At 34.5% G+C, this 12,282-nt stretch carries 10 protein-coding genes; 3 read left to right on the top strand and 7 right to left on the bottom strand.

The genetic code is table 11. The features are described 5' to 3' along the window. Window positions 1-62: 62 nt before the first annotated feature. Both PL77_RS12990 and PL77_RS12985 read left to right on the top strand, forming a co-directional pair. Window positions 63-743, top strand: coding sequence for a VOC family protein (locus PL77_RS12990; protein WP_044205845.1), 681 nt, complete (start codon window positions 63-65; stop codon window positions 741-743). A gap of 137 nt (window positions 744-880) precedes the next feature. Then, a complete protein-coding gene (locus PL77_RS12985) occupies window positions 881-1,249 on the top strand; it encodes a phage holin family protein (RefSeq protein WP_044205843.1) in 369 nt (122 codons plus the stop codon). 120 nt (window positions 1,250-1,369) lie between these two features. Here PL77_RS12985 and PL77_RS12980 read toward each other — a convergent pair whose 3' ends face one another. Further along, complete coding sequence (locus PL77_RS12980) at window positions 1,370-2,686, bottom strand: O-acetylhomoserine aminocarboxypropyltransferase/cysteine synthase family protein (protein ID WP_044205840.1); 1,317 nt, start codon at window positions 2,684-2,686, stop codon at window positions 1,370-1,372. A 428-nt stretch (window positions 2,687-3,114) separates the two neighbouring features. Between PL77_RS12980 and PL77_RS12975 the strand changes: the two genes are divergently transcribed. Beyond that, window positions 3,115-3,975: a hypothetical protein gene (locus PL77_RS12975; protein WP_044205836.1), complete on the top strand. Its 861-nt coding sequence runs from the start codon at window positions 3,115-3,117 to the stop codon at window positions 3,973-3,975. A 411-nt stretch (window positions 3,976-4,386) separates the two neighbouring features. Here PL77_RS12975 and PL77_RS12970 read toward each other — a convergent pair whose 3' ends face one another. From PL77_RS12970 to PL77_RS12945, 6 genes are read right to left on the bottom strand one after another with little or no spacing between them, the layout of a single operon-like run. Continuing rightward, a complete protein-coding gene (locus PL77_RS12970) occupies window positions 4,387-5,475 on the bottom strand; it encodes a heparan-alpha-glucosaminide N-acetyltransferase domain-containing protein (protein WP_044205833.1) in 1,089 nt (362 codons plus the stop codon). Continuing rightward, complete coding sequence (locus PL77_RS12965) at window positions 5,475-7,286, bottom strand: IucA/IucC family siderophore biosynthesis protein (RefSeq protein ID WP_044205831.1); 1,812 nt, start codon at window positions 7,284-7,286, stop codon at window positions 5,475-5,477. The genes PL77_RS12970 and PL77_RS12965 overlap by 1 nt, the downstream gene beginning before the upstream one ends. A gap of 10 nt (window positions 7,287-7,296) precedes the next feature. Beyond that, window positions 7,297-7,920, bottom strand: coding sequence for a GNAT family N-acetyltransferase (locus PL77_RS12960; protein WP_052444376.1), 624 nt, complete (start codon window positions 7,918-7,920; stop codon window positions 7,297-7,299). A 5-nt stretch (window positions 7,921-7,925) separates the two neighbouring features. Beyond that, window positions 7,926-9,116: an MFS transporter gene (locus PL77_RS12955; protein ID WP_052444375.1), complete on the bottom strand. Its 1,191-nt coding sequence runs from the start codon at window positions 9,114-9,116 to the stop codon at window positions 7,926-7,928. Next, window positions 9,113-10,432 (bottom strand): lysine N(6)-hydroxylase/L-ornithine N(5)-oxygenase family protein, encoded by a 1,320-nt coding sequence (locus PL77_RS12950; protein ID WP_044205828.1) that lies wholly within the window; start codon window positions 10,430-10,432, stop codon window positions 9,113-9,115. The genes PL77_RS12955 and PL77_RS12950 overlap by 4 nt, the downstream gene beginning before the upstream one ends. Window positions 10,433-10,443: 11 nt before the next feature. After that, on the bottom strand, window positions 10,444-11,976 hold the full coding sequence (locus PL77_RS12945; protein ID WP_044205825.1) for an aspartate aminotransferase family protein: 1,533 nt from the start codon (window positions 11,974-11,976) through the stop codon (window positions 10,444-10,446). Window positions 11,977-12,282 lie beyond the last annotated feature (306 nt).

Raw genomic sequence — 12,282 nt, 5'->3', positions numbered from 1 at the left:
CTTTTGTGTCTTGAAACTTAAAAATGTAAATTAGGTATTCGTTTTGGCATTAACCCACTTCTATGAAAATTCGAAAACTGTACTTAAATTCAACACATCTTGTAGAACAGCTCCATTTCTATCAGAAAACATTAGGGATTCCACTTCTCCGTAGAAATGAAGATACTATATCGTTACAGGTAGGGTCATCAGAGTTAGTTTTTCAAAAATCAGAAGAAAGTAAACCTTATCATTTTGCTTTTAATATCCCATTTGAACTTATTGAAGAAGCAGTAGGTTGGTTAAAAAAAAGGGTTACAATATTAAAAGAAGGTATCTCAGATATTCAAGATTTTTCAGCTTGGAAAGCAAAAGCAATTTATTTTTATGATAAGGATAAAAATATAGTAGAGTTGATTGGAAGGGAAGAGGTGTTAGGAAATGGAAATGAAAACTTTGATGCATCGTCTATTATCTCTATCTCTGAAATAGGTGTTCCATCAAAAGACATTGAAAAAGTGTATCAATCTATTCTTCGGTCTACTTCTCCATCAATGCCTATATATGATGGGTCATTTCAACGGTTTTGTGCAGTTGGGAATCCAGAAGGCTTATTTATCTGTATTAATAATGATAAAAAAGGAACGTGGTTTCCAACTGAGGATGTTGCTCTGTCATCTAGTTTTAAAATAGACATAGAAAATGAAGGGGAGGAGATAAGGCTTCAGTTCAAGGAAGAAGAGGGCATTTTTGAAGAAGAATAATATTTCTTTTCATTCAGATTAGAAATTCCGTTAATAAATACAATTACTTAAGTACGTAGCATTAGAATTGAGGTTTTTCAATTATTTTGGAATGACTTTTAAAGTAAACATATTATAATCAAGTATATATATACATTATGAAAAATTTTGTCATTAGAATTTTAGTCTCAGCAATTGCCGTGTGGGCATGTGCAGGCTTTTTCCAATGGATAGCACCTAGTTCGGGAATACATTTAACAGATTATGGGACTGCAATTTGGGCAGCCTTAGCCATTGGTTTTATGAACGCTATTGTAAAACCAATTCTAACTATACTAACATTGCCAATTACAGTTTTGACGTTGGGTCTTTTCTTGTTGGTTATCAATGCACTGATGTTTTACTGGGCAGGATCACTTATTGATGGTTTTGGCACGGGTGGTCTAACAATGTCATTTTTATTTAGCCTTGTTTACTCTACAGTATTAACATTTTTGGATAGTGTATTTGGGGTACAAAGAGATTAATTGAATGGTGAATGCTGAGTTAAAAATCAGCAGCATTGACAATAAAAAATGGTGAATTATTAATGCTTACACTTTAGTGAGACATTGATAATTCACCATTTACTTTTTATAGAAAAAAGCTTATGCTACAGGAACTTGTGTTTTCTGTAAAGCTTGCTCGATATCTGCAAAGATATCATCGATATGCTCATAACCTGTTGAAATTCTGACCATACCTGGAGTCACGCCACTAGCCAATTGTTCTTCAGCACCCAATTGTTCGTGCGTAGTAGAAGACGGGTGGATCGCTAATGTTTTCGCATCACCCACGTTGGCTAAGTGAGAAACTAAGTTTAATGAAGAAACAAAAGTTTTTGCTGCTTCATAGCCGCCTTTCACCTCAAAACTAAATACACCACCAGCACCATTTGTCAAATACTTTTGAGCTAACTCATAATATTTACTTGATTTCAATCCTGGGTAGTTTACCTTTTCTACCAACTCATGTGCTTCCAATTTTTCAGCAAGTGTTTGAGCATTGGCTACAATTCTTTCCATACGAAGAGAGAGCGTTTCTAAGCCTTGTGTCAATTGGAATGAGTTGAATGGGCTGATTGCTGGACCATAATCACGAAGTCCTTCCACTCTTGCTCTGATTGCAAACGCAATATTTGGTAAACCTAGAGGATTGCCTTCACCAAATACTTCCCAGAATTTCAACCCGTGATATCCTTCAGAAGGTTCAGTGAAGATTGGGAATTTACCATTACCCCAATCAAAGTTACCCCCATCTACGATGATACCACCAATTGAAGTACCGTGTCCACCGATCCATTTTGTAGCAGATGCTGTTACAATGTTAGCACCATGTTTTAGAGGTTGGAATAAATACCCACCTGCACCAAAAGTATTGTCTACAACTAATGGAATTTTATTAGCTTTTGCGATTTCGGCAATTTTCTCAAAATCGGGAATGTTTAATTCTGGATTACCGATTGTTTCCAAATAAATGGCTTTTGTATTCTCATCGATTTTAGCTGCGAACGCTTCAGGAGTATCGCCCTCAGCAAAACGAGCCTCAATACCAAGACGTTTAAATTGTACCTTGAATTGATTGTAAGTACCGCCATAAAGGAAAGAAGACGAGACAAAGTTATCTCCATTTTCCATGATGTTAGTCAAAGCAAGGAACTGAGCTGACTGACCTGATGCTGTAGCAACGGCAGCTACACCACCTTCTAAAGCGGCCATTCTCTTTTCAAAAACATCAGTTGTTGGGTTCATGATACGAGTATAGATGTTACCAAACTCTTTTAGACCAAAAAGGTTGGCAGCATGTTCTGCGTTATCAAAAACGTAAGATGTAGTTTGATAAATGGGTACGGCTCTTGAATTAGTTGTTGGGTCTACTTCTTGGCCTGCATGTAATTGTAATGTTTCGAATTTGTAATCGCTCATTTCTTAGTATCTATTTTTAAATAAACAACTTGATTTGAATTAGTTTGGATTCAGGTGAAAAGTAATACTCTACTGAATCTATAGGTAAAGTAAAGGAAAGTTGCTTTACCTACAAAATATTCCACATAATTTTTGCAGTTTTTAATATAACCCTTCTTTTCTTTAAAAGATAGAAATTTAAGACGTATTTTATTGAAATATGATAAAAGTAATGAAGAAATCACATGTAGAATGGAAATGAGATTTAATAGAGGAATTGTTGTTAAAAAAAGTCAGAAGAGTTATTGTGGATTACGTTAAATCACAATCTATCTTAATCTTTCTAAATGTATGATTATGGAGTCCACAACTCCTTTTTAAAGCAGGTAACTTTATGATCAAATACTAAATCTAATGTATTGAACTATAATACTTACTACTTTACTAAATTGAGATACATACTTTACATTATTGTCACTATTTCTTTTGGATTTAGTTTATTCAGTTGCAAATCAATTGAAAATCAAAACGAAATTCCTAAAAAGATAACTTATAAGACTATTCAAAAACAAGAATTAGACTTAAATAAAAAGAATATAACAGGAATGGTTTATTCGGATAATTTGAAGTCCTTGTGGATTCAGACCAAAACCGAAAATGAACCCTATTTATTCCTAGTCAATCCTAAAACCGGGAAAACAAAGGAAAAGGTCTTTGTTCGAAGTATTTCCTTTGGTTGGCAGGGTATTTCCAATTATGAAAATACGTTACATATAGGTGATATTGGAGACCCATCTAAAAAGAGAAAAAATATTCAAGTGTTTTCAATAGCTGAAAGCGAAATCAAAGATCAATTTGTGGTGCCATCCACCAAGACTTTTGTTTACCCTGAAGGTAAAAAAGATGCAAAAGCAATGGTGTATCACCCAAAATTGAAAAAGTTTTTCATCTTTACTTTTAGTAAAGAGAAAACAGAGGTATATGGAATTTCGTCTAAGTTAGAGAAAGGAACCTTAGAAAAGGTGGGAGAACTAGATCTTACTGAAGTAACTGATGTACAACTTTCTAGTGATTTGACAGAAATTTTAATCGTTACTAATAATGAGGTAAACGTTTTTGCGATTCCCACAAAAAATGACATTTTATCTTCTATCAATAATGGTGTACCCATTTTCCATAAGAAATTAAACAGATGTGAGTACAAGAGTGGATGTTTCTATGGTGTCCAAAATGATTTGTGCTTATTGGTTTACAATCCTATTCACGATAAAACATATTATACTTTAGAACAGAAGGAAGGTTATTTTTAAGATAGGTATAAATACATTGTCAACTAAATTATCGTCAACTTCAAGCTTCTTTCGTCTTCGTTTTTGTTGGAAATAAAAAGAAGCAAAAAACTCAAGGCTTAGAAGTCATAAGCTAAATTCCATTTCTTGAGTCTAAATGATTTTTTTGTTTGAGCTTTAGCGGGTTTAAAATCATTTTTAACAGCTCAATACATGAAATTCTTAACGTTTTTCCCTTCAAGGCCGATTTAGATACTAATACATGACTGCTTGATTACAGCTCAAAAGTGTTTTTATAATAATCCTCTAAAATGCAGTGCTGTAGGGAAGCTTTACTAAAACTTCTTCACTAACCACATAATACGCCATAAAACCCTCCTCAAATATTGAGGAAGGTTTAAGTATGGACTCTTTATTTATAGGAAATTGGACTTACTGAGTAGCTAAATTTTCAGTAAGCGAAGATGATTTGTTTCTGAATACTTTATCAAAAACTGTTAGTAGTGCGAAAACGAAAAACGAATAAATAGGTATAATCATTAATACACCTTGTTGGTTCATGGTTGCGAACCCGAAAAGACCCATCCCCCAATCAATGACCACCCATTGCAGGAAATAAATAATAGTCACATTCTTGCTCGCATAAACCAGAAATTGAAATAAATTGGTGTTTAAAATAATTTTTGAGATAAAGTGCGAAAAATAGATAAACGAAGTATTTACCCCGAGTAGCAATAACATACCACCTGGACCTAAATGATAGTAGTCTCCAAAGTGATAGTCATAGTTATAGTAACAAAGAGAAGCACCAATGACAATTGTTGTAGCAGAAAGTAATAGTACTTTCTGGAAGAAAAATGGAATATTCGTTTTATTTTCTTTGTACAATTCTCCTACAAACCTTCCTAGAAGAATAAAGCCCATCCAAGGGAAAACTGGGAAATAAACATTATACTGATTTCCCCATAAGAGATCCAGCATATAATCGACACCACCAATTCCCAAACGAATACCGCTTACTGTTCTTGTGGAAAGTACTATACTCAATGCCACTGCAAGTATTACATATTTATTCTTGAAAATAGGAACACAAAAACTCATGATAATTAATGACACTCCTGCCAGTTGGAGAATGTCCCCAAGAAGTAAAAAGTGAATGGAATTGTCCATAAGATGCTCAGGGTTTAATCCATGAGCAACGATCAGGTTTTCTGGGAAAAAACCCAAGAGCATCGGTATAATGAACTTAAATGTATTGAGTAAATACCCTATTCCTACTATTTTGATTCCACGAATAAGTAGAGCTTTAAAACTCTGACGTTTAGAAAAAACAAAGGAAATACCCATTGCCACCATAAAAGATGGACTTCCTCTTTCAATCCATTTCATGATGAAACCAAGGTTGCTGTCGTTCCATGTTTCAGCAGATGCATACATCATCATACAGTGTAGCGGAATCAAAAAGAGGACACTTACTCCTCTAAAAAAATCGAGTGAATGTAATCGTTGTGTACTCATCATTAAGCGTAGTTAGATTGAAATTGTCGGATTGGATTCTTAATTCTACCAATAAATTGCAAACTATTTACTGGGTCTGTAAGATCCACCATTTGCTTATTGTTCTGAAGTTGAAGACGGTTTAAACAGGAAAGTATAAAGTCCTCACAGAAAAGATCACTTTTAGCAAATTTCTCAGATAAATGAGGATTCTCTGTTTGATAAGAAAGGATGCAATTACTTACCAATTCCCAAAACTGTTCTTCTTTCATTATTTCATGTTCTTCCACGATTTGACCAATGAAACGGAAGAAACAATCAAATACATCGGTTAAGATACTTAAGGCTTTGATTTCATCGGTAGTTTTGACGACTAATCGTTGAACGGGTTCTGGCAGGCCTTCTTCTTCTTCAAACAAGACTACTTCTTCAGTGATGTCTTTCATAAAGACGCCTACAGGAATGTTATTTTCCATTCGGAGGATAAGGTTTTCTCCATGAGGCATGAAGGCTATTTCATGTTGATATAAACAGTGAAGAAGAGGTTTTAGGTAAACATTTAGATAACAATTGATCCATTCTTGAGGAGAGAGTTGAGAGGTTTTAATGTACGCTTTAAGTAATGATTCCCCTTCTGGCGTGACATGTAACAAAGAAGCCATTGTAGCCGCTTTTTGGCCATTTTTTAAATAATGCTCAGGCGATTCTCTCCAGAGAACGGCTAACATTTTATTATAAGCGTTTGTTCTTCCTAAAGATTCGAAATTAGTATTTCTATATCCTAGAGTTGCCACTTCACCTAACATTTCAAAACCATATTTCTGCAGGTACTCATCGTGTTGAAGTTTTTGATTGATCCACTCCGTAATGGAAGGGGTAGACTGCATATAATACGGTGAAAGTCCACGTAAAAAGCCCATATTTTGAATAGAGAGTGCTGTTTTTACATAAAACTTTTCAGGATAACTTTTATTGTAAAGCGTTCTTATTGATTGTTGAGGTTGATAAGTATCAGAACCTTCTCCCAATAGAATAAGTTTCTTTTTCGTGATATCAGAAGAGAAAATGGTAGACAACTTACTTTGCCATTGCCAAGGGTGCATTGGAAAGATGATATAATCTTCAGGGTCTAGACCATGTACTTTTAAGATATTCTGGAAGATTTGAAATTGAGTTTCACCCATTTCTTGATGCATTACATCTTCATAACTTAAGCCAGCAATAGAGGTAAAAGTGGCGACAGAACGATGGCCTGCTAACCACAATAATTGAAACCCGTTTGATGCCTCAGGGGAATAGTGCAGGAAGTCTTGAGCAGTAAAACCAATTCTCCCACTGTTGGCAACGAAACAAGGATGGCCCTCAATCATATTACCTTCTATTGTCTGGAAACTTGAATCAGCAAGAGTAAGTGCTGAAGTGGTATGATGAGTATATTTATAATTTAAAGAGTAAAGGGTATTGGTAATTTCTTCAAGGTAGGTGGGTAACATTTCAGAAGGAATTTCCAATTGATCTTTGAACTCTTGAATAAAATCAAGTAACGAGAGCTCTACATTTTTGTCATACACTTGTTTTACAATGGTTTCAGGTTTAATCCACCAATGGTCTAGTTGTAATAGCTTGGCTCTGAAAATATAACTTACTTGCTGATCTGAGCTTTGAATTTGATAAGTAGAAAACTCATCCTCAGCAATAAGTGTAGGTTGTAATAGCTTTTCGTGCGCAAACTCACTCATCGCTTTACTTACATATTTTCTATTGACTTGTTTCCAAGTGGAAGCCTTTAAATGATCAATGGCTTCTTTATGATTTGCTAGTGATAATCTATTCATGATGATAAAATCAAGGAAGTTGAATGTGGTCTAATGCTTTTTGAAAACTATTTCTATCGTTAAATGCTAGAAAGGCAGTTTTCTCTTCGAACTCTATTTTTTTGTCATAAGTAAAGCCTGCTTTTTTATTTAAAACATGGATTTTCTTGTTATTGACATCAGGTTCAACGACCACTCTTTCTACTTCATCTTGTTGAAATAAGAAAGTGAGTAGGTAAACGAAAATATGAGTAGTGAATTGGGAAATTACCGTTTCTTTAGGACCAGCAAGAATATGAAATCCATAATCCCCAATTTTAGCATCATAGTGTTCACCTACTCTGTCTTTAGGAGCATAGTAGAACTCTACTAAAAACACTTTCTTATCATTGAGCACACCCCAAAAAACACAAGTATTCTTTCCCTCTAAAATTTCTTTATAGGAAGCGTATACTGTTTCGATGGAACTATTTTCCAATTGCCAATATTTTGCATAGGGCTGGTTGACCCAATGGTGAAGCAATGGAACATCTCTGTCTAATTGAAAAGGAGCGAATTTAAATGATAAATCCTGATTAATCTTGTAACTACTTTCAGCGGCTTTTTTTGCCCAAAAGTCAATCCCGAAAGGAGTTTTATATATATTTTGTACCATTGTATCTAAGCATTTGCTGTTGTTAATTTTGGTTCCTCTTCTTCTTTTTTCAAGTAGCTATTAAACCCTAAAAGGAAGAAACTACCAGTTAGTAGGAACCCAACGATTGACATCCAAAATGTCATTTGTATAGAGAAAAGATCTACGGTAAATCCCGCAATCATTGAGGAAACTAAAACACCAAAGTTTTGCATCAGGTGAATTCTACTGTAATCTGTAGCATAATCTGATGGTGTTGAAAGTGTGAAGGCTATGACATCAAATTGTACATAAAGCTGGAAAATGGCCCAGCCATATATTAATCGCCCCACAATGACGATTCCTTCTATCATACTTCCTTGTAAAGCAATTCCTACAATACCCAACACAATTGCAGGTATTATTTGTTTAAAACTGCTTTTTTCCGATTTGAATTTGTGATTGTACCATAGTGCTACTAAACCTACAAATGCAGGAAGCGAGTACATTAAACCTGATACAACTTTACTATCATATTCAGAAATAATTTCCCAATAGACAGAGAAGAAAGGACGAATCAAAAATGTACTGAAATACAGTGTCATTGTGATGGCTCCAATCATAAAAATTGGTTTTTTGATATGGAAAAAACCTTGTTGGGTGCTTGCTTCTTCATGTACAATAGATTTCACGTTTCTTCTATATTTAAGATAAAAACAAACGCCTAACTGTGTGAAATCACCCATTGCCATAATGAAAAAGACCACATAAGTATCAATAAAATCTACTATGGCACCTCCAATAAAAGCACCCATGATAGCCCCTAAATGAACAATCACTGAAAGAATACTAATCGAGGAGGTGTGTTCATCTTCTTCATCCAATTGCATGATATAAGGATAGATCAATAAATAACTTCCCTTGAAGAAAATCATCGTCAAAGCAACTCCCCAGAAAAGCACAATGTGATCTATCCAATAGATACTTACGCACAATAATCCCGCTATCAGCTGCGTATAAATCAGTAAAGAAAAAAGATCGGCATTCTTTTGTACTTTAGCCCAAAAGGGGAAAGCTACCATAACTGTTAAGCAACAAGCAGCTAAATAATACCCAACATGTTCTGAGCTAAAAAACCCAAACCTTTCTCCAAAAAACTGAGGGTAGAAGGGATGAAGCATAGTGTCGCTCACCACAGCAACAAGTGTGATGAGCATTAGTATTGTTTTCACTTTCATACCAGAACTTCTTCTTTTATGATTTCCTCTTTTTCAGATACTTTGAATTGTTGGAATGCAATTTTCTTTTCGATAGGGTAATACTCTTTGCCAGTAATCTCCTTGATGATATATGAATTACGATAGCTCCCCATACCAAGATCTGGAGAAACAAAACCGTGTGTGTAAAGTTCTGCATTTTGTACAAAAATATTTTTACTTTCCTTATCAATGGTATAATTACGATTCGCCCTTAACCTTCCTTTTTCATCCCATTGCACATGCTTAAGTAAGCCTTCCATAAAAGATGGTAATTTGTAATGATACCCTGTAGCCATAACCACAGCTTCAGTATCATGCTGATAGTATTTTTCTTCCTCGTTTTGGAATACCTCAAGCTGTACTTTATCATCAGTAATTGTAGAAGCGGTCACCGTTGAATTGGTACGTAGGTTTATGTCTACATCATTCATCAGTTTCTTAGCATATATTGTATCAAAAATACCATTGATCAAATCTGAGTTGATGCCTTTGTAAAGGTGCTTTTGTTCTTGAAGTAGTGCTTCTCTTTTTGCCAATGGAAGTTCATAGAAATAATCCACATACTCAGGGGAGGTCATCTCTAACGTCAGTTTAGTGTATTCCATTGGGAAGAAACGATGTGAGCGTGTAATCCAGTTCAATTGATAGCCATAAGCATCAACTTCTTCTAGTAAATCACTAAATATTTCAGCCGCACTTTGCCCACTTCCCACTACAGTAATCGCTTTTTTCTTCTGAAGCTCAGCTTTATTTTTTAGGTAAGAAGCTGAATGAATTGCTTTTTCGCCTATACCTTTGAGGGCGTCGGGAATGTAAGGAGAAGTTCCAGTTCCCAACACCACTTTTTTACACCTGTAAATCAAAGGTTCATTGGTTTCAGAAGTTAGACAGGTTAGATAAAAAACTTGTTCATCATCGTTAAAGCATATCATTTCAACGTTTGTTGAAAACTTCAAGGTATTAAGTTGTTGCACTACCCATTGGCAATACAAATTATATTCGTTTCTTAGCAAGAGGAAATCTTCTTTGATATAAAAAGAATACATTCTTCCCATTTGCTTAGCATAATTTAAAAAGGAATAAGGACTGGTAGGGTCCGCTAAAGTAACCAAATCAGCCATAAATGGAATTTGAAGCGTTGTATTTTCCATTAACATTCCTGGGTGCCAATTAAATTGTTCTGCTCTATCTAAGAAAAGGCAATCTAATTCTTCAATTGGTTCAGTAAGGCAAGCTAATCCAAGATTAAAGGGACCGATTCCTACCCCAATAATGTCATATATTTTTTCGTTCATTTGTATTTTTTTTAAGCGATTTTGTTTTCGTCTTCTACGATTTGTTTTCCTATTCTAGAAAGAATTGATAAAATTTCTTCGAAGTTTTCTTCCGTCATGATAGGGTTCAGAATGGTAAACTTCAGGTAATAATTACCCTTGAATTTTGTGCCTGCAACAACAGCTTCACCATCAGCAAACAACTTTTTCCTCAACAAAATATTAAGTGAATTTAGCTGTTCATTATTCATGTTTTCAGGTTTGAAACGGAATACAAGAGAGTGTAAAGCAGGAGGGTTTAACAATTCAAATTCTCGATGCAACTCAATAATTTTGGCAGCTTTTTGGGTCAATTGTAGCGTCTGCTCATAATAGGCACCTAATTGATCTGTACCCATCAAACGGAAAGTCATCCATAATTTTAAGGCATCAAACCTTTTTGTTGTTTGAAGTGATTTATCTACTTGATTGGGAACACCTGCATCTTTATGATCTTTTGGATTTAAATAATCTGCATGATGACTAATTAAATGAAGTGAGTTAGGATCTTTCACCACAAAACCACTACAACTTACCGTTTGAAAATAAGTTTTATGATAATCTACTGTAGTAGAATCAGATTTTTCTATACCAGCTAACAGGTATTTATATTCATCAGACAGTAATAATCCTCCTCCAACAGCAGCGTCTACATGGAACCAAACTTGGTATCGTTGTGCAATGGTTGCAATTTTGTTTAAGGGGTCAATACTACCATAATCTGTGGTTCCAGCTGTAGCTACAATTCCGATTGGGCAGTTGCCATTAATGTATTCATTTAAAATAGCGGATTCTAAGGCTTCAGTATCCATCACAAATTGTTCAGAGACAGGAATACTCACTACCGCTTCTTCTCCCAAACCTAAGAGTGCTGCACTTTTTTTAATACTGAAATGACTACACTCAGAGCAGAAAATTTTCAATTGACCTTTAGCATTTGAAACACCTTTCATTGTGACATCATGTTTTTGTCGTTTATGATAAAAAGCGTCTCTCATCAACAAAACGGCCATTAAATTGGATTGCGTACCGCCACTGGTAAATACACCATCAGGTGTTTTGTACCCAATTTGTTTACCTGTCCAATCGATCAATTTCTGCTCAATGAATGTACCTCCGGCACTTTGATCATAAGTATCAAGAGACGAATTGACTGCTGAAAGTATTTGTTCACCAATCAGTGATGGTATTACAATCGGGCAGTTAAGGTGAGCGATGTATTTTGGAAGATGAAATGCTACTGCATGATCCAAATAAATATTTTCTAACTCATCCATGACAAATTGTTCATCAAGAGGGGTCTTGTTGATGTTGATTTGTTCAAAGACGGTTCTTAGTTCTTCATGTTGAATTCCACTAAACGGTTTTTTTCTTCTTTTTAGAAATTTAAAAATTCTCTTTGTAGCCGTAATGACTCCTTTTTTGTATCGGATGATGTTATCCTCATCTTGATTAAAAAGAAATGAAAAGTTTGTAGAGTCATTGGCTTTTTGCTGGTTGTTTTCCTTTGCTAATAAAGGTATCATTTTGTTGGTAAGTTAAGATGTAATTTTAGTTTTGTTATTTAGAATGTTTTTAAATAACATCACAAATATTGATAGGGATTTACTTCATAAAGCATCGGATTCGGAAATTAAAATTACGAATTAGGATATAAATTGTTTGGTGAGTATAAATGACAACTATAAATAGTACAAATATAATGGTATAGATATGAGTAAAATGTACTTTTAAGGATTGTAATAGTACAATATTTTCCGGTTTCTTCAATTGAGTTTGTTTATTTTAAATTAATCTAAATAAGTATAGTTTTGATATTGTAAATAAATCGA

The organism is Flammeovirga sp. OC4, assembly GCF_000812565.1.
GTDB lineage: Bacteria > Bacteroidota > Bacteroidia > Cytophagales > Flammeovirgaceae > Flammeovirga.
This window is presented reverse-complemented; position numbering and strand designations above follow the sequence as displayed.

Bases quoted from the DNA above. Each gene is read 5' to 3' on its own strand.
- PL77_RS12945 (WP_044205825.1), bottom strand. From the start codon at position 11,976: ATGATACCTTTATTAGCAAAGGAAAACAACCAGCAAAAAGCCAATGAC.
- PL77_RS12955 (WP_052444375.1), bottom strand. From the start codon at position 9,116: ATGAAAGTGAAAACAATACTAATGCTCATCACACTTGTTGCTGTGGTG.
- PL77_RS12990 (WP_044205845.1), top strand. From the start codon at position 63: ATGAAAATTCGAAAACTGTACTTAAATTCAACACATCTTGTAGAACAG.
- PL77_RS12985 (WP_044205843.1), top strand. From the start codon at position 881: ATGAAAAATTTTGTCATTAGAATTTTAGTCTCAGCAATTGCCGTGTGG.
- PL77_RS12950 (WP_044205828.1), bottom strand. From the start codon at position 10,432: ATGAACGAAAAAATATATGACATTATTGGGGTAGGAATCGGTCCCTTT.
- PL77_RS12980 (WP_044205840.1), bottom strand. From the start codon at position 2,686: ATGAGCGATTACAAATTCGAAACATTACAATTACATGCAGGCCAAGAA.
- PL77_RS12960 (WP_052444376.1), bottom strand. From the start codon at position 7,920: ATGGTACAAAATATATATAAAACTCCTTTCGGGATTGACTTTTGGGCA.
- PL77_RS12970 (WP_044205833.1), bottom strand. From the start codon at position 5,475: ATGATGAGTACACAACGATTACATTCACTCGATTTTTTTAGAGGAGTA.
- PL77_RS12965 (WP_044205831.1), bottom strand. From the start codon at position 7,286: ATGAATAGATTATCACTAGCAAATCATAAAGAAGCCATTGATCATTTA.